This is a genomic window from Pilimelia anulata (assembly GCF_014647895.1).
Lineage (GTDB): Bacteria > Actinomycetota > Actinomycetes > Mycobacteriales > Micromonosporaceae > Pilimelia > Pilimelia anulata.
The window spans coordinates 667,113-689,582 of the sequence record NZ_BMQB01000001.1 but is presented as its reverse complement, the minus strand read 5'-3'; the positions used below and the strand labels follow the sequence as shown (position 1 = coordinate 689,582).

General features: G+C 75.7%; 19 protein-coding genes and 2 pseudogenes. 7 read left to right on the top strand and 14 right to left on the bottom strand.

The window, feature by feature from the left end; all coding sequences use genetic code 11:
* Positions 1-46: 46 nt before the first annotated feature.
* Positions 47-235 (bottom strand): hypothetical protein, encoded by a 189-nt coding sequence (locus tag IEY94_RS03090; RefSeq protein ID WP_189168447.1) that lies wholly within the window; start codon positions 233-235, stop codon positions 47-49.
* Positions 236-346: 111 nt separating this feature from the next.
* Complete coding sequence (locus IEY94_RS03085) at positions 347-1,765, bottom strand: stress response protein (RefSeq protein ID WP_229783265.1); 1,419 nt, start codon at positions 1,763-1,765, stop codon at positions 347-349.
* A gap of 293 nt (positions 1,766-2,058) precedes the next feature.
* Here IEY94_RS03085 and IEY94_RS03080 point away from each other — a divergent pair, with 293 nt between their 5' ends.
* Positions 2,059-2,457 carry an MmcQ/YjbR family DNA-binding protein gene (locus IEY94_RS03080; RefSeq protein WP_189168446.1) on the top strand — a complete coding sequence of 133 codons (399 nt, stop codon included), beginning with the start codon at positions 2,059-2,061 and terminating at the stop codon, positions 2,455-2,457.
* 150 nt (positions 2,458-2,607) lie between these two features.
* Here IEY94_RS03080 and IEY94_RS03075 read toward each other — a convergent pair whose 3' ends face one another.
* From IEY94_RS03075 to IEY94_RS03045, 7 genes and pseudogenes are all read right to left on the bottom strand, one after another.
* Entirely contained in the window at positions 2,608-2,883 is a 276-nt protein-coding gene (locus IEY94_RS03075) for a MoaD/ThiS family protein (protein WP_189168445.1), read from the bottom strand.
* A 23-nt stretch (positions 2,884-2,906) separates the two neighbouring features.
* Positions 2,907-3,368 carry a M67 family metallopeptidase gene (locus IEY94_RS03070; RefSeq protein ID WP_229783264.1) on the bottom strand — a complete coding sequence of 154 codons (462 nt, stop codon included), beginning with the start codon at positions 3,366-3,368 and terminating at the stop codon, positions 2,907-2,909.
* 11 nt (positions 3,369-3,379) lie between these two features.
* The gene (locus IEY94_RS03065) at positions 3,380-4,171 is read right to left on the bottom strand and encodes a sirohydrochlorin chelatase (RefSeq protein ID WP_189168443.1); all 792 of its coding nucleotides are present in this window, start codon (positions 4,169-4,171) and stop codon (positions 3,380-3,382) included.
* Positions 4,153-4,848 (bottom strand): phosphoadenylyl-sulfate reductase, encoded by a 696-nt coding sequence (locus IEY94_RS03060; RefSeq protein WP_373291182.1) that lies wholly within the window; start codon positions 4,846-4,848, stop codon positions 4,153-4,155. The genes IEY94_RS03065 and IEY94_RS03060 overlap by 19 nt, the downstream gene beginning before the upstream one ends.
* Entirely contained in the window at positions 4,836-5,012 is a 177-nt protein-coding gene (locus IEY94_RS03055; protein ID WP_189168441.1) for a hypothetical protein, read from the bottom strand. Before IEY94_RS03055 ends, IEY94_RS03060 begins: the two co-directional genes overlap by 13 nt.
* Positions 5,009-6,685 carry a nitrite/sulfite reductase gene (locus IEY94_RS03050; RefSeq protein WP_189168440.1) on the bottom strand — a complete coding sequence of 559 codons (1,677 nt, stop codon included), beginning with the start codon at positions 6,683-6,685 and terminating at the stop codon, positions 5,009-5,011. The genes IEY94_RS03055 and IEY94_RS03050 overlap by 4 nt, the downstream gene beginning before the upstream one ends.
* A 2,641-nt stretch (positions 6,686-9,326) precedes the next feature.
* Positions 9,327-10,310: pseudogene (locus tag IEY94_RS03045) on the bottom strand (ABC transporter ATP-binding protein); the annotation flags it as partial.
* Positions 10,311-10,313: 3 nt separating this feature from the next.
* On the opposite strand from IEY94_RS03045, the gene IEY94_RS03040 reads away from it, so the two are divergent.
* From IEY94_RS03040 to IEY94_RS03030, 3 genes are read left to right on the top strand one after another with little or no spacing between them, the layout of a single operon-like run.
* Positions 10,314-11,000 carry an ABC transporter permease gene (locus tag IEY94_RS03040; protein WP_189168439.1) on the top strand — a complete coding sequence of 229 codons (687 nt, stop codon included), beginning with the start codon at positions 10,314-10,316 and terminating at the stop codon, positions 10,998-11,000.
* Positions 11,001-11,004: 4 nt separating this feature from the next.
* Positions 11,005-11,706, top strand: coding sequence for an ABC transporter permease (locus tag IEY94_RS03035; RefSeq protein WP_189168438.1), 702 nt, complete (start codon positions 11,005-11,007; stop codon positions 11,704-11,706).
* Entirely contained in the window at positions 11,687-12,811 is a 1,125-nt protein-coding gene (locus IEY94_RS03030; RefSeq protein ID WP_189168437.1) for a glycine betaine ABC transporter substrate-binding protein, read from the top strand. The genes IEY94_RS03035 and IEY94_RS03030 overlap by 20 nt, the downstream gene beginning before the upstream one ends.
* Positions 12,812-12,919: 108 nt before the next feature.
* Here IEY94_RS03030 and IEY94_RS03025 read toward each other — a convergent pair whose 3' ends face one another.
* Complete coding sequence (locus IEY94_RS03025; RefSeq protein ID WP_189168801.1) at positions 12,920-13,840, bottom strand: sulfite exporter TauE/SafE family protein; 921 nt, start codon at positions 13,838-13,840, stop codon at positions 12,920-12,922.
* Between the two features lie 418 nt (positions 13,841-14,258).
* On the opposite strand from IEY94_RS03025, the gene IEY94_RS24140 reads away from it, so the two are divergent.
* The 3 genes and pseudogenes from IEY94_RS24140 to IEY94_RS24130 all read left to right on the top strand — a co-directional run bounded on the left by IEY94_RS24140 (position 14,259) and on the right by IEY94_RS24130 (position 16,617).
* Positions 14,259-14,408 carry a hypothetical protein gene (locus tag IEY94_RS24140; RefSeq protein WP_306341582.1) on the top strand — a complete coding sequence of 50 codons (150 nt, stop codon included), beginning with the start codon at positions 14,259-14,261 and terminating at the stop codon, positions 14,406-14,408.
* Positions 14,405-15,007: pseudogene (locus tag IEY94_RS24135) on the top strand (sulfatase-like hydrolase/transferase); the annotation flags it as partial. The gene IEY94_RS24140 and the pseudogene IEY94_RS24135, both read left to right, overlap by 4 nt.
* Before the next feature lie 161 nt (positions 15,008-15,168).
* Positions 15,169-16,617 carry a sulfatase-like hydrolase/transferase gene (locus IEY94_RS24130; RefSeq protein WP_306341581.1) on the top strand — a complete coding sequence of 483 codons (1,449 nt, stop codon included), beginning with the start codon at positions 15,169-15,171 and terminating at the stop codon, positions 16,615-16,617.
* Positions 16,618-16,689: 72 nt separating this feature from the next.
* Here IEY94_RS24130 and IEY94_RS03015 read toward each other — a convergent pair whose 3' ends face one another.
* The 4 genes from IEY94_RS03015 to IEY94_RS03000 form a co-directional block, all read right to left on the bottom strand.
* Positions 16,690-17,055 carry a DUF4180 domain-containing protein gene (locus IEY94_RS03015; RefSeq protein ID WP_189168436.1) on the bottom strand — a complete coding sequence of 122 codons (366 nt, stop codon included), beginning with the start codon at positions 17,053-17,055 and terminating at the stop codon, positions 16,690-16,692.
* A 138-nt stretch (positions 17,056-17,193) separates the two neighbouring features.
* Entirely contained in the window at positions 17,194-19,284 is a 2,091-nt protein-coding gene (locus IEY94_RS03010) for a response regulator (RefSeq protein WP_189168435.1), read from the bottom strand.
* A complete protein-coding gene (gene cheB / locus IEY94_RS03005) occupies positions 19,266-20,357 on the bottom strand; it encodes a chemotaxis-specific protein-glutamate methyltransferase CheB (RefSeq protein WP_189168434.1) in 1,092 nt (363 codons plus the stop codon). The genes IEY94_RS03010 and cheB overlap by 19 nt, the downstream gene beginning before the upstream one ends.
* On the bottom strand, positions 20,354-22,468 hold the full coding sequence (locus IEY94_RS03000; RefSeq protein WP_189168433.1) for a hybrid sensor histidine kinase/response regulator: 2,115 nt from the start codon (positions 22,466-22,468) through the stop codon (positions 20,354-20,356). The genes cheB and IEY94_RS03000 overlap by 4 nt, the downstream gene beginning before the upstream one ends.
* Between the last annotated feature and the right edge of the window lie 2 nt (positions 22,469-22,470).

Sequence of the window (22,470 nt, the reverse complement as noted above, 5' to 3'; positions counted from 1 at the left end):
CCGCGGTGCGCGGCCGCCGCGTTCGAACCGGGGCGGGCGGGGCCGGTCAGCGGGCGGTCGCCCGCAGCTCGGCCACGTACCGATGGCGGGCGAAGGACAGGGCCGGTAGCCCGGCGTAGTCCCAGTCGCGGTGGCCTGTGCGGAAGCCGGACCAGGTGACGGCGTCGTCGGTCACGTCGACCATCGCGGTGAACGGCCAGCATCCCCAGTCGCCGCAGCCGCAGCCGAGCAGCACCGTGTCGCCGTCGCCGAACCATCGGTGGGCCGGCTCGCCGAGGAAGTGCCGGCTGACCCATGCCGTACGCCGACCGGGGGCACCGCCCCAGCCACCCGATCGCTCGCCCGCTCAGGTATCGCGGACAGCTCCGGCGTTCGGAATCGGAGTGCTATCGGGGTGGTCGTGGCCCGGCAATGGGAACGGCGCTTCGATGAGCGGGTCGTCCTGTGACGATATTGCCGTCGATGCGAGAGGTGGGGGCACGGGCTCCACCTCGACGTCTGTTTCTGCCGAACGAAGTTTCAGTGGTGCCGGCATCCAGGGTTTGAGGTTCTGGATCACCTGTTCGTAGAAGCTGTCGATGGCATCGAGTACCGAGTCGACGAACGAACCACGGCCGGTGGCGCGCTTGGTCCCAGCCGTCGAGTTCGCTGCGACCCGGAATGCCCGAAGCTCTTTGCCGGCGTCCGCAACCAGCAGCGTCGGCTGTTCGCGCACCGCCTTGAGTAGCTCCGTCCTGCCCGGTCCACGCGCATGCGCGGCGAAGGACTCCAAGCGGACAGTCTCCGGCGCTTCGACCAATTGGCGGACGAGCCAGTTGATCCGAGTGGCGGGCTTCCCCTGACGTGGGGCATCGATGTCCACGTGACAGGTGAGCCGAAGTGCGCGGAGATCCGCGGTCACCGAGAGCGGGCCGACAGAGCCGGGAATGCGTAGAGCGGACGTCATCGTCCCGGTGCCGGCGAGCTGTGCGACGAGTGTCTGGGTGCGTGTGGTCGGTTCGGTCAACTCCCGCTTGGTGAGTGACGGAACAACCTCGGTACCGAGGCGCCGCCCGAGCCTCAGGCCGGCAAACCGCACCAGTGCGTCGAACCGGCCGGCCACCTCGGCTGCGCTGGCGTCAGGACGCAACGTTCCTGCGGCCGCCGCCTCCCGCAACTGCACCCAACTGGGTCCCATGTCGACGAACTCCAGGGCACCGGACCGGGGATGCTCCAAGTAGCGGATCAACTCGCCCAGGATCCACGCCTGTTCGGGGTCCGCTACTCCGCGGTACTCCTTTTGCATAACGGCAATCGTCAGGACCTCGGACCAGGGCAGGTGGTGCAGCGCGACTTTCTTGAGCTTCCGTTTGTCGAGAGCGACAGGGTGCTGACCGGGCACGGGAGGGATTTCGTTCGAGATCGTTATCAGAGCATCGAACCCTTGCTCCCTGGCAATATCAAGGTAGCGTTCGAGCTGTTCGGACTGTAGTTCGTTGCTGCCCGTCTTGACCTCCACCAAGGCGGTCCATTGTTTCTTGCCCCGGGTCACTCGGATCAGCCCGTCCGGGAAGTACTTTGCGCCACCCAACGCGAAGGGCACCTCGATGAAGGTGCTCACCGGCCCGGCTGGCGCGCCGAATGGTCGGGTCAACGCCCTGCCGAACTCTCTGACGGCACCCATCACCGCCAGTAACGCCGAGGTCGCCCGGCGCTCTTGCTCCTCGGCACCGTTGATCCCCGAGGTGGGGATGAGGCGAGCAGACAGCCAACTATTCTCGGTCATCGCCGCTCCTCGACAGTAAGGCCGGTCTCCGGGCCGCGGCTCGGGAGGGTGAAAGCTGGTGACGTCGATAGCGTTCGCAGTGAGGGCAGAAGGGGGCGGCAGGTCGACATACCGGCGACTCCATGGACAGTCCGCCACGCGCCCGAACCCTCATGCAGCGATTATCGGATCACCCGACCCCGACGATGGCTCGTTTCGCGGACTCGGGGCTATTCGCTGCTGTCGGCGCTGTCTGTCCGATTGCCGGCTCGACGTCCGCGGGAACTGTCGGTCCGGGCGCCTATCCTCCGGGCATGGGACATCCGATCATGTTCGACGACGCCGACCCGCTGCTGGCCGGGGTGCGGGCGCTCGCGCACGCCTTCCCCGACGCCGCCGAGAAGATCTCCCACGGCCACCCGGCGTTCTACACGACCAAGGTGTTCGCCTACTACGGCGGATCGATCAAGGTCGACGGCGAGTACCGGCAGCACGAGCACTCGGTGATCGTCCTGGTCGACGCCGCCGAGCGCCCGGCCCTGCTCGACGACGGCCGCTGCTACGTCCCCGCCTACCTGGGCGCGTACGGCTGGATCGGCCTCGACCTGGACGGCGACACCGACTGGGACGAGGTCAACGAGCTGCTCGACGCCAGCTATCGGCTGACCGCGGGGCCGCGCCGGGTGGCCCGGCTCGACGCCCGCACCTCCTGACCAGCCCGCGGCAACGGTCCGACCCCGCAGCACGGACCCGACCCCACAGCAACGGCCCGGCCGTCCCGGGCGCCGCGACGGCGGTCACGCCGCCGGGGAGGACACCGACCGGCCCGTGATCGCGCGGCCCGTGTCCCGCCGCGACCCCGGTCAGCCGCCGGCCACCGCCGGCAGGATCGTCACCGTGTCGCCGGCCCGGACCGCGGTGTCCAGCGCGCCGGTGAACCGCACGTCCTCGTCGTTGACGTACACGTTGACGAAGCGCTGGAGCGACCCGTCCGCGCCGATCACCCGGCCCGCGAAGCCGCTGTGCCGGCTGTCCAGGTCGCTGAGCACCTCGCGCAGCGTGCTGCCCCGGGCGGCGACGTTCTTCTCGCCGCCGGTGTGGCTGCGCAGGATGGTCGGGATCGTGACGGTGACGGACATGGCTGGTTCCTTCCGGTGCGTGGTCATGGCAGCACCGCCGGGTGGGGTGCGTCGTAGGTGGCCGCCGCGGCGTACGCGCCGATGGCGGGGTCGAAGCGGAACAGGCGCGCGCCCCGCACGCCCTCCGCCGTCGCGTCGACCACCAGGTGGTCGACGGGGTGGACGGGCTGGCCCTCGAAGACGGCGTACCTCGCGTCCTCGGCGCTGAAGTACGCGCCCACGTCGGGGTGCGAGTGGTAGACGACGCGGACCGGGTCGTCGGAGTCGAACGAGTCGGACAGCTCCCGCAGGTCGGCGACGCCGAAGGCGTACCCGGTGGCGGCGGTGCGGTACTCCGCCGGCCGGGCGCGGTGCAGCTCGTCCAGGACGTTCACGCAGCGGCGTACGTCCGACGCCCGGATGAAGCCGCAGCACTCCACGGGGTAGGCGTCCGCGGCGTGCGCGTACACCAGGGCGAGCTGCGCCGGACTCGGGTACTCGCTCATCATGCTCCTTCCTACCGGGCGCCCGCCCGGGCGCGCGGGAGTTCGGCCCAGCGGGACTGGGCCGACTCGGCGGCCCGGCGCAGCACGAGCCGCGGTACGTGCGGGGTCCGGCCCAGCGGCGCCGCCACCGCGACCGCGCCGGCGGACCGGGCGTCGTCGACCGCCGCGTCGTACAGCAGGCCGGGGGCCAGGAAGTACGACGCCACCGCCACCCGACGGGCGCCGGCCGCGCGCAGCCGGGACACGGCCACGCCCGGCCGGGGGCCGGCGGCGGAGGCGAACGCCGCCACCGCCGGCACCCGCAGCGCCTCGCCGAGCGCCGACGCGACCCGGCGGATGCCGGTGCGCGAGGGAGCGTGGGCCGTCCCGGCCGCCACCAGGACGACGGCGTCGAAGCGCTGGCCGAGGACCGCGAGCTGGTGCCGCAGCGCCGCCACCAGCGGCGCCGCGACCACCCCGCGGCTGAGCGGGCCGAGCGTGTCGGCGAGCGTGACCGCCATCGGCGGGCCGTGCCGGCGGGCGTCGGCGAGGACGGCCGGCAGGTCGACCCGGTGGTGGTACGCGCTGGTCAGCAGCAGCGGCACGACCACGGCGCCGGTGGCGCCGCGGCTGGCCAGGCCGGTCAGCACGCGGTCGACCCGCGGGCCGGCGTGGTCCAGGAACGCCGCCGCGACCGGCGCGTGCGGGCGCAGCCGGGCGACGTCGCGGACCAGCGCCTCGATCACCGGCGCGGCCCGCGGGTCCCGGCTGCCGTGCGCGACGAGCACGAGCGGCTGCGGCGCGGTCACGGGTGCAGCCCGCACTCGGTCTTGTCGAACAGCGGCCACCGGCCGGCCCGCGGGTCCTCCCCCGGCGCGGTGCGCCGGGTGCAGGGCCAGCAGCCGACCGAGGCGTAGCCGTCGGACAGCAGCGAGCTGACCGGTACGTCGTACCGGTCGATGTACGCGTCGACGTCGGCGGCGGTCCAGCGGGCCAGCGGCGCCACCTTGACCATCTGCCGGTTGGCGTCGTAGTCGACCACGGGCGTGCGGGCCCGGGCCGGGGACTCGTCGCGGCGCAGGCCGGCGGCCCACGCGTCGTACCCGGACAGCGCGTCCCGCAGCGGCATGATCTTGCGGATCGCGCAGCACGAGTCGGGGTCGCGGTGGAACAGCCGCGGCCCGTACCGGCCGTCCTGCTGGCCGACGGTCATCGGCGCCCGGATCGAGCGCACCTTGATCGGCAACTGCCGGGCCGCCTCGTCGCGCACCCGCAGCGTCTCCGGGAAGTGCAGGCCGGTGTCCAGGAACACCACGTCCACGCCGGGCACCACCCGGGACACCAGGTGCGCCAGGACCGCGTCGGCGAACGAGCTGGTCACGCAGAACCGCTCGCCGAACTCGCCCGCCGCCCACTCCACGATCCGCTCGGCGGTGGCCTCCTCCAACGCTACGGCCGCCGTCCGGGCCACCGCGCGCAGCCGCTCGCTCACGACCCCCACCCCTCGGCGCTGGTCAGCAGCCCGCGGAAGGACACCGTGAACACCCGGGCGCACGAGCGGCACTCCCACGGGTGGCCGCGCTCGCCCGGCTCGTCCGGCAGGTGCGGGTACAGGTTCTCCTCGCCGCAGTACGGGCAGTACTGGGTCGGTACCCGGCCGCTCACCGCAGGTCCTCCTCGGCCGCCCGGGCCACCCAGCGGGCGAACGACTCGCCGGCGGCACGCTGCTCCAGGTACCGGCCGACGACCCGGCGCACGTACGCCGGCAGCTCCGCGGCCGTGGTCTTCAGGCCGCGCAGCTTGCGGCCGAACCCGGCCTGCTGCCCGGTGGCCAGCGCCAGCCCGCCGCCGAGGTGGATCTGGAAGCCCTCGACCATCGTGCCGTCGCCGCCGGGGACGAGCTGGCCCTTGAGGCCGATGTCGGCGACCTGGGTCCGGGCGCAGGCGTTCGGGCAGCCGCTCAGGCTGATCGAGATGTCCAGGTCCTGCTCGGCGAGGTGGCGCTCCAACTCCTCGACCAGCGTGACCGCGCGGGCCTTGGTCTCGACGATCGCCAGCTTGCAGAACTCGATGCCGGTGCAGGCCAGCGTCCGCCGCCGCCAGGTCGACGGGCGGCTCTCCAGGCCGAGAACGTCCAGCGCCGCGACCAGGTCCTCGACCCGCTCGGCGGGCACGTCCAGAATGATGATCTTCTGCCCGGCGGTGGTCCGGGTCCGGCCCGAGCCGTACGCGGCGGCCAGGTCGGCGATCGCGGCGAGGGTGTCGCCGGAGACCCGGCCGGCGATCGGCGAGACCCCGACGTACCGCAGGCCGTCGGCCTGCTCGTGCACGCCCACGTGGTCGATCGGGTGCGCCGGCAGCTCCGGCGGCGGGCCGTCGACCAGCGGGCGGTGCAGGTACTCGTCCTCCAGCACCTTGCGGAACCGCTCCACGCCCCAGTCGGCGACCAGGAACTTCACCCGGGCGCGGTGGCGCAGCCGGCGGAAGCCGTAGTCCCGGTACAGCCGGACCGCGGCCACCCACACGTCCGCGACCTCGGCCAGCGGCACCCACACGCCGAGCCGCTGGGCGAGCATCGGGTTGGTGGACAGGCCGCCGCCGACCCACAGGTCGTAGCCCGGGCCGTGCTCCGGGTGGACCGCGCCGACGAACGAGATGTCGTTGGTCTCGTACGGCGTGTCGGCCAGCCAGGAGATCGAGGACTTCCACTTGCGCGGCAGGTTGGCCAGCGACGAGTCGCCGACGAACCGGCTGGTGATCTCGTCGATCGCCGGCGTCGCGTCGAGCACCTCGGCGGCGGAGATCCCGGCGGCCGGGCTGCCCACGATGACCCGCGGGCAGTCGCCGCACGCCTCGGTGGTGGACAGGCCGACGTCCTCGAGGATCCGCCAGATCTCCGGCATGTCCTCGATCCGGATCCAGTGGAGCTGGACGTTCTGCCGGTCGGTCAGGTCGGCGGTGTTGCGGCCGAACCGCTGCGACACCTCGGCGATCGCCCGGAGCTGGGCCAGGTCGAGCCGGCCGCCGTCGATCCGGACGCGCAGCATGAAGCGCTCGTCCTCCAGCTCGTGCGGCTCCAGCGCCGCCGTGCTGGCGCCGTCGAAGCCGGGACGGCGCTGGGTGTACAGGCCGAACCAGCGGAACCGGCCGCGCAGGTCGGACGGGTCGATGCTGGCGAACCCGCGCTTGGCGTAGATCGTCTCGATCCGCGCCCGGACGGCCAGCGGGTCGCCGTCCTTCTTGAACTGCTCGTTGGCGTTGAGGGGCTCCCGGTGGCCGAGCGCCCACTGGCCCTCGCCGCGCGCGGGGCGGGGGCGGGTACTGGTTGTCGCCGCCATGCGGCGTCCTCCTGACGGATGGGGGCGCGTGGCGGCGCACGCCCACGGCGGGGCGCTCGGGCGGCTCGACGAGCCGGGAAGAGGCGGGCCACGTGCCCGGAGCGGGACTGCTACCGGGGTCAGGAGGCCGGACAGATGGCGCTGCGGACGCGCCCGTAATCCACGTAGCGGCGGCACACCAGCCATACACCGGCGGCGGTGTCCGCGGGCCGCGGGGCGGCGTTCATCGACCGCGGAGCGGCGGCAGTCGATGTCCCGGCGGCGGTGAACATGCGCCCATCGTGCCAGACCCCGGGTACGGACGCCAGTCCGCGACCGCGGGGTCGGCGGCGGGTGAAGCGGGCTTGCTTCGCTTATCGGGGTGTTTCCGGCGGTGGGTGGGGGTGGCTCATGTCTCCTTGCGCGGCTCTTTGCGCGCCGCGGTCCGGCGTGGACGGCGCCGCGGGGCGGCGGGCGGCTCGGCGGCCACCTCCGCCGACGGCTGGCCCGCTGCCGGCTTGTCGCTGGGCGACTGGTCGCTGGCCGGCTGGTCGGCGGCCGGTTGGTCTGCGGCCGGTTGGTCTGCCGGCGTCCGGGCCGTGGCCGGCGGGTCTGCTGCCGGCTGGCCTGCCGTCGACCGGTCTGCAGGCGGCTGGTCTGCGGGCGGCAGGGCCGTGGCCGGCTGCTCCGCGGCGGGTCGGCCTGTGGGCGGCCGAGCCGGGGCCGGCTGATGCGTTTCCGCCCGATCCGTGGCCGCCCGGTCCGGGGCCGCCCGGTCCGGGGTGGGCCGGTCCGCCGGCGACGCTTCGGTCGGGGCCGGCTTGGCTCGCCTCCGCGCGGCCCGCTTCGGCGGCGCGGGCTTCGCCACGGCAGCGGGTTCCGAGCCGGCTGGCGCCCGGACCGCCGGTGCGGCGGTGGACGGTGCGGCGGTGGACGGTGCGGGGGTGGACGGTGCGGGGGTGGACGCGGCCGATCCCGCCGACCCGTGGCCGGTCGGCGCCGCGTCGGTTGACCCCGAGCCGCTCGGTTCCGCGACGCCCGACTCCGAGCTGCTCGACCCCGTGACGTCCGGCTCCGTGACACTCGACCCCGCGACGCTCGACCCCGTGACGCCCGGCTCCACGACGCCCGGCTCCACGACGCTCGGCTCGAGAGCGCCCGCCTCGGGAACGCTCGGTTCGGGATCCCCCGACGCCGCGACGCTCGATTCGAGCATGCCCGGCTCGGAGTCGGAGACGGTCGGCTCGAGGATGCCCGGCTCGGGGACGGTCGGCGCGGGGACGGTCGATTCCGTCAGGGTCGGCTGCGGCGATGCCGCGTTCGGCCGGGTCGGGCCCGGGTCGGACGGCCGGTGGGTCGGGGATTCGTCCGCTGCCTGATCGTCGGTCGCTCGGGGCGCCGCCGGCTGCGCGGGCGTGGGCCGGTCGGCCGCCGGTTCCGCTGATGCCCGCGCTGCGGTCGGTCCGTCGGTCGCCGGGGCCCGGGGCTCGTCGGCGGCCCGGGGCTCGACCCCGGTGGGGTCGGTGTCCGCGGGCTCGGCCGGCGTGCTCGCCGTCGGGTCGACCTCGTCGCGATCCACCATCGCCAGCAGGTCGGCCGAGGGCCAGTCGACCTCCGACGGGTCGACCGGGGGCGCGGCGGCCAGGGGTGCGCCGACCGTGAGCACCCCGGCCGGCAGGGAGCCGGCCGTGAGCGGGTCGGCCAGGAACGAATCCGCCGTGAGCGGATCGAGCGCGAGGGGATCGTCCGCGAGCGACCCATGGGGCGACGACTCGGCGGCAGGGCCGCCGGTCGCCGTAGCGGCGTCGGCCGGGCCGTCGGCGGCGGACTCGCGGTCGGTCGGTGCGGCGGGCCCCGGCCGGTCGGTCCGGGGTTCGCGGCCCTCGCCGGCGGGCCGGTCCGGGCTGCTCTCGCCGGTGAGCTGGTCCGGGCTGCCCTCGCCGGTGAGCTGGTCCGGCTCGTCGAGTTCGTCGTCCGGGTCGGGCGCGGCGTGCCGGCCCCGCCGCACCGGTGCGGCCGGGGCCTCGGCCCCGGCCGCGGGCCGGGGTTGTGCCGGCGCCGCGGGCTCGGCCGCCGGCTCCGGCGCCGCGGGCTCGGCCGCGTGCCGGCCGGTCGACGCGGCCCCTCCCCCGGGCTCGCTCCCCGGGCCGGCGGCCGGATCGTCGGCGGCGCGATCGAGGTCGGCCGCGGGGAGCGCAATGGCGGGCTCCGGTGCCGACCCGGCCGCCGGGGCCGGCGGCGCGGCGCCGGTGGGCGCGCCCGCGCCGCGGAACTCGAGTTCCACCGCACCGCGGGAGTCGGTCGCGCCGCCGGGGTACGACCCGCCGTGGGGATCCGACGCGATCGAGCCGCGGGGCTCGGGCTCGGCCGCCCCGCGCTGTCCGGAATCGGCCGTGCCGCGCTGCCCGGAATCGGCCGCACCGCGCTGTCCGGGCTCGGCCGCGCCGGCCGCCGACCCGGCGGCGTCGAACGCCGGGGCGGTCGCAGGGGAGGCCGGCTCGGCGGCGCCGGCTCGCGGCTCGGTACCCGCGATGCGCGGCACGGCGCCCGCGCCGTCCGGCGCGGCGTCCGGGGTCGGCTCGGCAGCGCGGGCGCGGCGGCCCGCCGGCCCGGCGTCGGCCGCGGGCTCCGGGGCCGCGACCGGGTCCGGGACGGCCGCGAACAGGGCCGACCGGGCGACCGTACCGAGCTTGCGCCGGCCCTCCCGGACCAGCACGTGCAGCGCGTCCGCGGCCAGCATCGCGTTGAGCGCGTCGTACAGCGTCGCCGTCGCCGGCAGCACCGGCAGCGCGTCGGACACCGACCCGGTGATCGGCCGCAGCGCCGCGGTCACCGGCGTGACCATGAGCCGGCGGACACTGCGGTCGGCGCCCACGAAGTCGGACACGAACGGCGTCGCGGGGGCGGCGAGCAGGGCGGCGGGGGTGGCGTACTGCTCGACCCGGCCGCCGGGCGACAGCACGGCGATCCGGTCGCCCAGCCCGACCGCCTCGTCGAGGTCGTGGGTGACCAGCACGATCGTCTTGCGGACGGTCTCCTGGAGCTTGCGGAACTCGTCGCGCAGCCGGGCCCGCTGGATCGGGTCGACGGCGGAGAACGGCTCGTCCATCAGCAGCACCGCGGGGTCGGCGGCGAGCGCCCGGGCGACGCCGACGCGCTGGCGCTGGCCGCCGGACAGCTCGTGCGGGTACCGGTCGCCGTGGGTCGCCGGGTCCAGCCCCACCAGGGCGAGCAGCTCGTCGGCGCGGGACTTCACCCTGGCCCGCGGCCAGCCGAGCAGGCGCGGGACCGTCCCGACGTTGGTGCGGACGCTCTGGTGCGGGAACAGGCCGACGTGCTGGATCACGTACCCGATCCGGCGGCGCAGCGTGACCGGGTCGGCGTCGGCGGCGTCCTCGCCGTCGAGGAGTACCCGCCCGGCGCTCGGGGCGACCAGCCGGTTGATCATGCGCAGGACGGTCGACTTGCCGCAGCCGGACGGGCCGATCAGCACGACCAGCTCGCCGGCCGGGATCTCCAGGCTGAGGTTGTCCACGGCGATGGTGGCGTCCGGGTAGACCTTGGTCAGCCCCTCCAGGGTGATCGCCGCGGCGGCGGCACCGGCCGCGCCGGGACCCGCGGCTGTGGCATCCGCGGTACGGTCCACTGCATGTCCCTTCCGGGTGCCGGCGGGCCGGCGGACCCAAACCCGTGGATCTCCTGGCGGTACGTGCAGGACAACGCCGACACCATCCTGGCGGCGCTGCGCGAGCACCTGGCGCTCACCGCGGGCGCGGTGTTGATCGCCGCGGTGATCGCGGTCCCGCTGGCCGTGGCCGCGTACTGGTTCCGCGGCTGGACCGGCCCGATTCTCGCACTCTCGGGCGTCCTGTACACGATTCCCTCGCTGGCGTTGTTCGCCTTCCTCGGCCCCTACCTGGGGATCCGCGCGGCGACCGTGCTGGTCGGGCTGGTGATCTACGCGCTGCTGGTGCTCGTCCGTAACACGCTCACCGGGCTGCGCGCCGTGCCGGCGGAGGTGCGCGACGCGGCGGCGGGCATGGGGTACTCCCGGCTGGCCCGGCTGCTGCGGGTGGAGCTGCCGCTGGCGCTGCCGGGCATCCTCACCGGGCTGCGACTGGCCACGGTATCGACGGTGGCGCTGACCACGGTCGGGGTGCTGGTGGGGTACGGGGGGCTGGGGCAGTTGATCCTGGGCGGTTTCGACAACAACTTCCACCGGGCGGAGATCCTGACCGGTACGGTGCTGTGCGTGGCCCTGGCGCTGGCGCTGGACCTGGCGCTCGCCGGCCTGGGCCGGCTGGCGACGCCGTGGCTGCGGCGGCGGGCGGGGTAGCGGCGTGGACGCGATCGAGCAGGCCGTGGTCTGGCTGAACGACCCGCTGAACTGGACCAACCCGGACGGGATCCTGGTCCGGCTCGGCGAGCACCTGGCGATCTCGGGCGCGGCGGTGGCGCTGGCCTGCCTGGGCGGGCTGCCGCTGGGCCTGTGGCTGGGGCACCGGGGGCGCGGCGGCGGGCTGGTCGTCTCGGTGTCGAACATCACGCTGGCCGTGCCCACGCTGGCGCTGCTGACGATCCTGCCGCTGACCCCGCTGGGCTTCGGCAAGCCGGCGGTGATCCTGGCGCTGACGGTGTTCGGGGTGCCGCCGCTGCTGGCCAACGCGTACACCGGGGTGCGGGCGGTCGACCCGGACGTCCGCGACGCCGCGGTGGGGATGGGCCTGTCCGGCGCGCAGGTGTTCCGCCGGGTGGAGCTGCCGCTGGCGGTCCCGTACCTGGTGGCGGGGCTGCGGACGGCCGCGCTGCAGATCGTGGCGACCACCGCGCTGGCGGCGCTGGTCAGCGGCGGCGGGCTGGGGCAGATCATCAGCGCCGGCTTCGGTCTGACGATCGCCGCCGGTGGCGGGCAGATCCTCGCCGGCGGCCTGCTGGTGGCCGTGCTGGCGCTGCTGGTGGAGGGGGTGCTGGCGCTGGTCCAGCGGGCGGTGACGCCGCGCTCGGCCCGCGGACGGGCCGCTGATGTCGGGGTGGCGGGGTAGCGTGCCCTGCATGGGCACATCGAGGGTTCGCCACGCTGCTCTTCACAGCTCTGCTCTCAGCGGCGCTGCGCTTGACGGCACTGCGCCGGGAGGCGCTGTTTCGCGGCGCGTCCGGTCGGTGGGTGCGGTGCTCGCGCTCGGGCTGGTCGGCGCGCTGGCGCTCGCCGGGTGCGGCGCGGCCGGCTCGTCCGGGACGAAGGCCGCGCCCAGCGCCGCCGGCGGCGCGGGCTGCGCACCGGTCGCCGGCGCGGCGCTGGTGATCCTCGAGGACGACAAGAAGCTGCAGACCGTCGACAACGTGGTCCCGGCGATCAGCAAGGCGAAGGCCACGCCCGAGCTGGTCACCGCGCTGGACGCGGTGTCGCTCGCCCTGGACACGCCGAAGCTGATCGGGCTGAACAAGGCCGTCGGCGTCGACCGGCTGCCGGCCGAGCGGGCGGCGAAGGACTTCATCGCCGCGTCCGCGCTGGCCGGCAGCATCCCGCGCAACTCGGGCAGCGGCGCGATCATCGTCGGCGCCGCCAACTTCCCGGAGAGCCAGGTCCTCGGCCAGCTCTACGCGCAGGCACTCGGGACGGCCGGCTTCCGGGCCGCCGTGCGGACGATCGGCAACCGCGAGCTGTACGAGCCGGCGCTGGAGCGGGGCGAGATCCACGTCGTACCCGAGTACGTGGGCACGCTCGCCGAGTTCCTGAACAAGAAGGTCAACGGCGCGGCCGCCGCCCCGGTGGCCAGCAGCGACCTGGACAAGAGCGTGGCCGCGCTCACCGGCCTGGGCGACCGCAGCAACCTGCGCTTCGGCAAGCCGTCGGCGGCGGCGGACCAGAACGCGTTCGCGGTGACCCGCGCGTTCGCCGACCAGCACGCGGTCCGGACGCTGTCCGAGTTCGCCGCGAAGTGCTCGGGTACGGCGACCGTGCTGGGCGGGCCGCCGGAGTGCCCGCAGCGGCCGTTCTGCCAGCAGGGGCTGGCGGGCACGTACGGCCTGACGGTGGGCCGGTTCAGCTCGCTGGACGCGGGCGGCCCGCGGGTGAAGACGGCGCTGACCAAGGGCGAGGTCACCCTCGGCCTGGTCCTCACCTCCGACGCCCAGTTCGCCACCTGACCCGGGTCCCGGCGTGCCGGGCGCCGCGGGGGTGGGTGCATTCGTGGCTGCTCCGGCGACCGTGAATGCACCCACTGCGCGACAGGTGGGAGCCGGGAGTGCGGCGGCTCATGGCGATGTCGAGGGGGCGCTGCGGAGGGTGGCGTCCGCGAGGGACGGGGTCGGTGCCGCGGGGGCGGTGGGGCGGCGCAGGGCGCGGAGAGCCAGGTACAGCGACGCCGCCCAGAGGGTCGCCAGCACCGTGTAGGCCGCGACGCGGGCGGCCGGCGGCAGGTCCGCCGCGTCGGCCAGGACGCGGGCGTTGGTCAGCAGGACCATGCCGCCGACGGCCGCGCCCAGTACCTGCGTCGGCACGATCCGGATCAGCCACGCCGCCAGCGGGGCCGCGATCAGGCCGCCGGCCAGCAGGGCGACGACGGTCGGGCCGACGAAGCCGCCGCTGCCCAGGCCCAGCAGGAAGCCCGCGCTGGCCGCCAGCGCGACGATGAACTCGGCGGTGTCCACCGAGCCGATCACCCGGCGCGGTTCGAGGCGGCCGTGGGCGAGCAGCGACGGGGTGGCCACCGGCCCCCAGCCGCCCCCGCCGGTGGCGTCGATGAAGCCGGCGACGAGGCCGAGCGGGGCGAGGAACCGGGTGCGGGTGCGGCCGCCGCGGGCCGCCGGCAGCGGGCGGGCGAAGCGCAGCAGCAGCGCGATGCCCAGGGCGACCAGGATGCCGGACACCCAGGGCGCCGCGGCCGCCGTGGACAGCGAGGCGAGCACCGTCGCGCCGAGGAAGGCGCCGACCGCGCCGGGCAGGGCGATCCGCCGGACGACCGGCCAGTCGACGTTGCCGAACCGCCAGTGCGCCACCCCGGAGGCCAGCGACGTGCCGACCTCGGCCAGGTGTACCGAGGCGGACGCGGCGGCGGGGGCGACGCCGGCGGCGAGCAGCAGCGTGGTCGACGTCAGGCCGTAGCCCATGCCGAGGGCGCCGTCGACGAGCTGGGCCGCAAGGCCCACCAGGGCCAGCACGATGATCTTGTGCACCGGTACCTCCACCATCCCGCGCGGCCACCGCCGCGCCGGCCGGGCCGGGCGGCGCGGGGCGCGGGCCCCGACACGCACGACTCCCGGGCGGTGGAGATTGGCAGCCGCGCGCCCCCGCGTCAACCGCGACCCACCCCGCGGCCGGCACGGATCACCGGGACTCACCCGCCCGCCGCGTGCCGCAGCCCGCACCGGGCGCCGGCGCCGAGTGCCGGCCACCATGCGCCGGGCGCCGGGCCACGGCGGCCGGGCGCCGGGCTGCGGCCGGACATCGGGCCGCGGTCGGACATCGGGCCGCGGCGGCCGGCCGGCTGCGCGTTGGGGCAGGGCCGCCGGCCCCGGCGGACGGGGTGGCGCCCCGCGCCGCCGGGTATTTCGACCGCCGACGGCGGCCATCTCACCCCAGCGGGCGGTACCCATGAGCGCGAACCCCGATCCGATCCAGCGATCCGTCCTGCCGATCCCGGACATCCGGCCGGTGGGCGTCACCACGTTCGACGCGAAGGACCCGGACACGGCGTACCCGGCGATCCGGCGCCACCGGCGGGGGCGCCGAACGTCCTGGTGATCCTGCTCGACGACGTCGGGTTCGGGGCCTCGACGCCGTTCGGCGGGCCGGTGCGGACGCCGACGGCGCAGCGGCTGGCCGACGGCGGGCTGCGGTACAACCGGTTCCACACCACGGCGCTGTGCTCGCCCACCCGGGCGGCGCTGCTGTCCGGGCGCAACCACCACGCGGTCGGGATGGGGTCGATCACCGAGACGGCCACGTCCGCGCCCGGCTACACCGGGCTGCGGCCGAACACGTGCGCGCCGCTGGCCGAGACGCTGCGGCTGAACGGGTACGCGACCGCCCACGTCGGCAAGTGCCACGAGGTGCCGGTGTGGGAGACGAGCCCGGCGGGGCCGTTCGACCGGTGGCCGACCGGGAACGGGTTCGAGTACTTCTACGGCTTCCTCGGCGGGGAGACCAACCAGTACTACCCGGACCTGGTCGAGGGGACCGCGCCGATCGAGCCCGACCGCGGCCCGGCCGACGGCTACCACCTCATGCCCGACCTCGCCGACCGGATGATCGACTGGATCCGGCAGGGGCGGTCGCTCACCCCGGACCGGCCGTTCTTCGCGTACTTCGCGCCGGGCGCCACGCACGCGCCGCACCACGTGCCGCGGGAATGGGCGGACCGGTACAAGGGGAAGTTCGACGGCGGCTGGGACCGGCTGCGGGAGGAGACGTTCGCCCGGCAGAAGCGGCTGGGCGTCGTCCCGCCGGACGCGACGCTGACCCCGCGGCACGACGAGATCCCCGCCTGGACGAGGTCGACCCGGTGCTCAAGCCGGTGCTCGCCCGGCAGATGGAGGTGTACGCGGGCTTCCTGGAGTACGCCGACCACCACGTCGGCCGGGTCGTCGACGCGCTGGACGCCCTGGGCATCCTCGACGACACGCTGGTGTACTACATCATCGGCGACAACGGCGCGTCCGCCGAGGGCTCGCTGCAGGGCACGCTGAACGAGATCGCCATCGCCGAGGCGCCCGAGCTGGAGACGCCGGAGTTCCTGGCCCGGCACATCGACCAGCTCGGCGGGCCGCGGGTGTACAACCACTACGCGGTCGGCTGGGCGCACGCCATGTGCACGCCGTTCCAGTGGACCAAGCAGATCGCCTCGCACTGGGGCGGCACCCGCAACGGCACGATCGTGCACTGGCCGGCCCGGGTCCGGGCCGGCGGCGGGGTCCGCTCGCAGTTCTGCCACGTCACCGACGTCGCGCCGACCGTGCTGGAGGCCGCGGGGCTGCCGGCGCCGTCCACCGTGCACGGCGTCACCCAGGAGCCGCTGCACGGGACCAGCATGGCGTACACGTTCGACGCGCCGCACGCGCCCGAGCGGCACGCCACCCAGTACTTCGAGCTGTTCTGCAACCGCGGCATCTACCACAAGGGCTGGTCGGCGATCACCAAGCACCGCACGCCGTGGCTGGTGCACGACCACGGCGGGCCGTTCGCCGAGGACGTGTGGGAGCTGTACGACGGCGCCGCCGACTTCACCCAGGCGCACGACCTGGCCGGGAAGCACCCGGAGAAGCTGGCCGAACTCCGGCAGCTCTTCCTGATCGAGGCGGCGAAGTACCACGTACTGCCGCTGGACGACCGGATGATCGAGCGGCTCAACCCCGACATGGCCGGGCGGCCGACGCTCGTCCAGGGCAGCACCCAGACGCTGTACGACGGGATGATCGGGCTGCAGGAGAACTGCATGCTCAACCTCAAGAACAAGTCCCACTCGGTCACCGCCGACGTCGTCGTGCCGGACGGCGGCGCCCGCGGCGTGATCATCAACGAGGGCGGGCTGACCGGCGGCTGGGTGCTGTACCTGACCGACGCGGGGCGGCCGGCGTACCACTACAACTTCCTCGGCCAGCAGCGGGTGACCGTCACCGCCGACCGGCCGGTGCCGGCCGGCGCGCACGAGGCGCGGATGGAGTTCGCGTACGACGGCGGCGGGATCGGCCGGGGCGAGACGGCCGCGCTGTACCTCGACGGGGAGCCGGCCGGCAGCGGGCGGGTCGAGCGGACGCACGCGTACAACTACTCGCTGACCGAGACCGGCGGCGTGGGCGTGGACAGCGGCTCGCCGGTGTGCCGGGACTACCCCGACGACGGGTACCGGTTCACCGGGGCGATCGGCCGGGTCAGGCTGGAGGTCGAGAAGGACAGCCACGACCACCTGCTCGACCCGCAGCACCAGCACCGCTTCGCGATGAGCCGCCAGTAGCCGGCGCCCGACCGCCGCAGCCGCCCGGCGCCGCTCGCCGGGCCGGCCGGTCGGCGCGGCCGGTCGCGGCGGTCAGGCCAGGCGTTCGTCCAGCTCGGTGAGGTCCGCGACGAACCACACGCCGCCGCTGCCGCCGCGCCCCGACTCCGTGACCAGGTCGCGCAGCGCGGTGCTCCCGGCGACCGCCGCGGAGATGTCGCCGACGACCGCGAGCTGCTTGCGGTAGTTGACGAACTTCTGCACGATGTCGCCGGCCACGCCGGTGCGCAGCGCGAAGAAGTCCGGGTGCAGCCGCTCGACCGGTACGGCGATGACGTCCGCCCGGTCGAACGACGCGCCGATCAGGTCGACCGCGTCGGCGGCGCCGGCCACCGGCGGGCCGTCGGCGGCGCACAGCAGGACGGGGACGCCGCGGCGCTCGGTGACGAGGTCAGCCACGGCGGGCCGCCGCGGGGTGGGGGGTGCGGGCCATGTCGCCTCCGGACGGATCGACCCGGCGCGCGCACGCCGGGCGGCAGGGCCCGCGCCGCGGGCCACCGCCCAGAATAGGCGCGCCCCCCGACCGCGCCGACCGATTTACCCGGCCGGATCGCGCGGCGGCGCGCTGACCGAATCGCGCGACCGGGCCCCAGCCGGATCGCGCGGCAGGGCCTCGGCCTGATCGTGGGGCTGGGTGCCGGCTTGGTCCGGGGGCGGGGCGGCGGGCGCGTCGTGGGGCAGGGTGAAGGTGAAGGTCGCGCCCCGGCCGACCTCGCTGTCGGCGCGAATCCGGCCCGCGTGCCGGTCCAGGATGCGGTGCACGGTGGTCAGGCCGATGCCGGTACCGGGGAAGTCCTCCGCGGCGTGCATCCGCTGGAACGGCCGGAAGATCCGCTCGGCGTCCGCGCCGGGGAAGCCGGCGCCGTTGTCCCGCACCCAGTACGCCGTCTCCGCGCCGCGCTCGGTGCTGCCCACCTCGATCAGCGGCGCGGCCGCGCGGCCGGTGAACTTCCACGCGTTGCCGATGAGGTTGGCCAGCACCACCCGCAGCAGGCCGGGGTCGCCGGGGGCGACCATCCCGTCGGCGATCCGGACGTCGACCGCGCGGTCCGGGTCCCGGCCGCGCAGCTCCTCGACGATCTCCCGGGCCAGCGCCGTCAGGTCGACCGGCTCGCGGCGCAGCTCGGCCCGGCTGGCCCGGGACAGCAGCAGCAGCGAGTCGACCATGTCGGACATCCGCAGCGACGCCGCGTGGATCCGCTGGATCCGGTGCTGGCCGGCCGGGCTGAGCGATTCCAGCTCGTCCTCGATCAGCATCTCGGCCAGGCCGCCGATCACCTGCAGCGGCGAGCGCAGGTCGTGGGTGACCGAGCCGGTGAACGCGTCCAGCTCCTCGTTGCGCCACTCGAGCTTCTCCACCAGCTCGGCCCGGGCGGCGGCCAGCTCCCGGGCGGCCCGCGCCTCGGCCGCCTCGATCTCGCCGCGCAGCAGCTCCTCGCGGATCCGCCTGGCCTTGTCCTGGGACCGGCGGCGGCGGATCTGGCTGCGGATGTTGGCCCGCAGCAGCTCCGGGCCCTCGTCCCGGCCGACGTAGTGGTCGGCGCCGGCGGCGAGGCAGCGGACGAGGGCGTCCGGGTCGGCCCGGTCGCCGAGGACCACGATCGGTACGTCGTGCAGCTCCGGCAGCGCCCGGATGTTGGCCACGACCGCGCCGCTGTCCACGCCGGGGACCTGCCCGTCCAGCACCACGCAGTCGACCGGCTGGGCGGCGAGCAGGGCGAGCGCGTCGTCGGTCCGGTCGGCGAGGACGACCTCGTGGCCGCCGCCGCGCAGCGCCTCGGCGGTCCCCTGCAACCGGTCCCGGTCGGTGTCGATGAGCAGCAGCTTGGTCGGGCCGTGCATGCTGCCCGCGGACGGGATGGGCAGGTAGTCGGCCGGGTCGCGCAGGATCGTGCCGAGGGTGGCCAGCACCACCGACAGGTCGTCCTGCTTGCGGACGACGGCGTCGGCGCCGGCCTCCAGCGTGCGCAGCTCGGTGGCGCCGTCGTCGGCGGCGGTGAACAGCACGCACGGCACGTCGCGCAGGGCGGCGTCGAGCCGGACCCGGCGGATGACGGTGGCGCCGTCGATGCCGGGCAGGATGTTGTCCACCACGATCGCGCTGGGGCGCCGGTCGGCGGCGATCCGCAGGCCCTCCTCGCCGCTGGCGGCGGCCAGCACCGCGTACCCGGCCTCGGCGAGCACCTTGCGCAGCAGCTCCCGGTACGTGCGGCTGTCGTCGATCACCAGCACGGTCGCCCGCTCGGGGTCGGGCGCCGACCGGTCGCTGAGCAACTGCCGGGTGCGGGCGATGACGTAACCGGCGTCGTACGGCTTGCCCAGGTACTCGTCGGCGCCGGTGCGCAGGCCGTGCAGCCGGTCGGTGACCTCGGCCTCGGTGGAGAGCAGCAGGATGATCGTGTCGGCGTGGGCGGTGTCGGCGCGCATCCCGCGCAGCAGGTCCACGCCGTCGGCGTCGGGCAGCAGGACGTCCAGGACGGCGACGTCGTACCGGTCGGCGGCCAGCGCCGCCCGGGCCTGCTCGCCGGTCGCGCAGAGCGTCGTGGCCAGCCCGGCGCCGCGGAAGGCCTCGTCGAGGTCCATCCGGACGGTCAGGCTGTCGTCCACGATCAGGACTGTGTGCGCCATCGGTTCCCCGTCGATCCGCCCGGCCCCGCCAGCGGCGCCAGGTAGGTGGCCATCTCCGCCGGGGGCAGCACCCGGCCGGCCGCCCGCAGCTCGACCGCCGCCCGCGGCATGCCGTACACGACGCAGGACGCCTCGTCCTGGGCGAAGGTGTGCCCGCCCGCGGTCCGGACGGCGAGCAGCCCGGCGGCACCGTCGCGGCCCATGCCGCTGAGCAGGCAGGCAGCGGACGCGCTGCCGTACTGCGCGGCGACGCTCTCGAACAGCGTGTCCACCGACGGCCGGCAGGAGTGCCGCTCGGGGGCGTCGCTGATCCGCAGGTGCCCGTGGTGGACGAGCAGGTGCCGGTCCGGCGGGGCCATCACCACCTGGCCGCCGAGGGTGGCGATCGGCTCGCCGCCGCGGGCGTACCGGACCCGGCGGTGCGCCCGCCCGCCCAGCCAGTCGGTGAACGCCACCGCGAACGGCTCGTTCGTCGAGATGTGCTGGACCAGCAGGATCGGCGCGGCGAAGTCGCCGGGCAGCGCCCGCAGCAGCTCGACCACCGCGCCGGGCCCGCCGGTGGAGGCGCCGAGGGCGAGCAGGCCGATCGCCGGCCCCGGTACGGTCAGCCGCGGCGCGCCGGGCACCGGCGCCGCCGGCGGGACGGGCTCGCGCCGGTGCCGGGTGACCACCGGCACCCGGGCGAGCAGCTTGACCGCGGCGCGCAGCCGGGCGCCCCAGGTGTCGTCGGTGCTGTCCCCGCGCGGCTTCTCCAGCACGTCGACCGCGCCCGCGGCGAGCGCGTCGTACGTGGTGAACACCTCGCTGCGCTCGCCGGCGGAGACGACCAGGATCGGCGTGGGGAAGCTGGCCATGATCTGCTCGGTGGCGGCCAGGCCGCTCATGCCGGGCAGGACGACGTCCATGGTGACGACGTCGGGGCGCAGCCGGCGGCACAGCTCGACCGCGTCGACGCCGTTGGCGGCCTCGGCGACGATGGCGATGCCGGGGTCCGCGGACAGCGCCTCCAGCAGGCAGTGCCGCGCGGTCGGGGAGTCCTCCACGACCAGCACCCGCACGCTGCCCCGGCTCATGCGCCGACCAGTTCCCGGATCCGGCGCAGCAGCTCGTCCTGGTTGAACTCGCTCTTGGCCAGGTACGCGTTCGCGCCGGCGGCCGCGCCGCGCTGCCGGTCCTCGGCGCTGGTCCGGGAGCTGACCAGGATCACCGGGGTGTCGCCGATGGCGGTGTCCGCGCGGGCCCGCTCGACGAAGGTGAAGCCGTCGATGCCGGGCATGTCGATGTCGACGAGGAACAGCGCGTACCGGCCGCCGGCGGCCTTGCTCAGCCCCTCCTCGCCGGAGGCGGCGAGGTCGACGTGGTACCCGGCCGACTCCAGGATGCTGCGCTCCAGCATCCGGGTGGTCAGCGAGTCGTCCACGACGAGGACCGACCGGTCGACCGCCTCCTCCCGGTCGGCCGGCGCCGGCCCGGCGCCCCGGCCGCCGGCGGCGGCGCCGACCAGGGCGTGCGGGTCCAGCACGATCCGCGGGATGCCCTCGACGTCGATGGTCACGCCGCCGACGATCGGGTCGGCCGGCGCGAGGTCGGGCAGCGGGCGGCCGACCAGGGTGGACGCGCCGAGCAGCGCCTCGGCGCCGACGGCGGCGGTGTCGTCGCCGGCCGCGACGATCACCGCGACGGTGTCGCCGCCGACGGCGGGCGGTCCGGGGAGCAGGCCGGCGAGCGCCACGTACGGCAGCAGGTTCCCGCCGTGCGGGACGGCCCCGGCGGCGGCGGCCTGCGCGGCGGCGTCGGGGTCCAGCCGCAGGCAGCCGCGGACGGCGTCCAGCGGCAGCGTGGCCTCGCAGCCGGCGGCGCGGACGGTGAGCCCGCGCAGCGACACCACGGTGAGCGGGACGGCCAGCTCGATCGTGGTGCCGGCGCCGGGCTCGGTCTCGACCGCGACCTCGCCGCCGAGCTGCTCGGCGACGTCGCGCAGCACGTCCAGGCCGATGCCCCGGCCGGCGACGGCGGTGACCGTCTCGGCGGTGCTGATCCCACCGCGCAGCAGCAGGTCCACCAGCTCGCGCAGGTCCCGGTCGGGGTCGCCGGTGCCGCGCCAGCCGGTCGCCCCGGCGGCCCGGCGCAGCGCCGCCAGGTCGAAGCCGGCGCCGTCGTCGCGGCAGCGGAACGCGGCGTGCCCGCCGCGGCGGGCGACGTCGACGGCGATCCGGCCCTCGGCGGGCTTGCCGGCGGCGGCCCGCCCGGCGGCCGGCTCGATGCCGTGGGCGACGGCGTTGCGGACGACGTGCAGCAGCGCGTTCCCGACGAGCGTCAGCACGTGCGGGTCCAGCCGCAGGTCCCCGCCCGCGGCGTCGAAGGTGGCGGCCTTGCCCTCGGCGTCGGCGGCGTCCCGGACGGCCCGGCGCAGCGGGGTGAAGATGCTCGCGGCGGGCACCAGGCGCAGCCGCTCGGCCCGCTGCCGCACCTCGTCCAGCTCGCGCTGCACGTACGCGGCGGAGTCGGTGAGGTGCCGGCCGAGGGCGGTCAGCTCGCCGGCCAGCCGGACGGCGGTGGCGTGCCCGGACTCGCGGGACCGGTCGGGGGCGCCGTCGTCGTGCGCCCGGACCCGCAGCCGGTCGGCGAGCAGCTCGGCGGTGCGCCGGGCCCGGTCGACCGCGTCGACCTGGCGGCGCAGGGGCGCGAACTGGGCGTACGCCTCGCCGACGACGTCCAGCAGCTCGTCCACGTCCCGGGTGTCGGCCCGGACGGTCGGCAGCACGCCGGCCGCCGCGGCGGCCGGCGCCGGCTCGGGCGGCCCGGCCGGCGCGCCCGGGTCGGCCGGGTCGGCGGCGGGTACGGCCGCGGGGGCGGGCTCCTCCCCCGGCGGGGCGGCGAGCCCGCCGACGGCGGCGTCCAGCCCGTCGACCAGGGCGAGCAGCCGGGTGAGCACGTCGCGGGGCACCGGCTCGCCGCCGCCGCGGTACGGCACCAGCAGGTCCTCGACCGCATGCGTGCGGTCGGCCAGCTCCCCCTGCCGGACCACCCGGGCCGCGCCCTTGAGCGTGTGCGCGGCGCGCAGCAGCCGACCCACCGGCTCCGGGTCGGCCGGGGACGCCTCCAGGTCGAGGACGCCCCGGCTCAGCTCGTCGGCCAGCTCGCGGGCCTCGATCCGGAAGTAGCGCAGCGGGTCGTCGGCCACCG

What these genes read in the sequence shown, in the direction of transcription:
- IEY94_RS03085 (WP_229783265.1), bottom strand. Translation starts at nt 1,765, where the DNA reads ATGACCGAGAATAGTTGGCTGTCTGCTCGCCTCATCCCCACCTCGGGG.
- IEY94_RS03080 (WP_189168446.1), top strand. Translation starts at nt 2,059, where the DNA reads ATGGGACATCCGATCATGTTCGACGACGCCGACCCGCTGCTGGCCGGG.
- IEY94_RS03075 (WP_189168445.1), bottom strand. Translation starts at nt 2,883, where the DNA reads ATGTCCGTCACCGTCACGATCCCGACCATCCTGCGCAGCCACACCGGC.
- IEY94_RS03070 (WP_229783264.1), bottom strand. Translation starts at nt 3,368, where the DNA reads ATGAGCGAGTACCCGAGTCCGGCGCAGCTCGCCCTGGTGTACGCGCAC.
- IEY94_RS03050 (WP_189168440.1), bottom strand. Translation starts at nt 6,685, where the DNA reads ATGGCGGCGACAACCAGTACCCGCCCCCGCCCCGCGCGCGGCGAGGGC.
- IEY94_RS03040 (WP_189168439.1), top strand. Translation starts at nt 10,314, where the DNA reads ATGTCCCTTCCGGGTGCCGGCGGGCCGGCGGACCCAAACCCGTGGATC.
- IEY94_RS03030 (WP_189168437.1), top strand. Translation starts at nt 11,687, where the DNA reads ATGTCGGGGTGGCGGGGTAGCGTGCCCTGCATGGGCACATCGAGGGTT.
- IEY94_RS24140 (WP_306341582.1), top strand. Translation starts at nt 14,259, where the DNA reads ATGAGCGCGAACCCCGATCCGATCCAGCGATCCGTCCTGCCGATCCCG.
- IEY94_RS03010 (WP_189168435.1), bottom strand. Translation starts at nt 19,284, where the DNA reads ATGGCGCACACAGTCCTGATCGTGGACGACAGCCTGACCGTCCGGATG.
- cheB (WP_189168434.1), bottom strand. Translation starts at nt 20,357, where the DNA reads ATGAGCCGGGGCAGCGTGCGGGTGCTGGTCGTGGAGGACTCCCCGACC.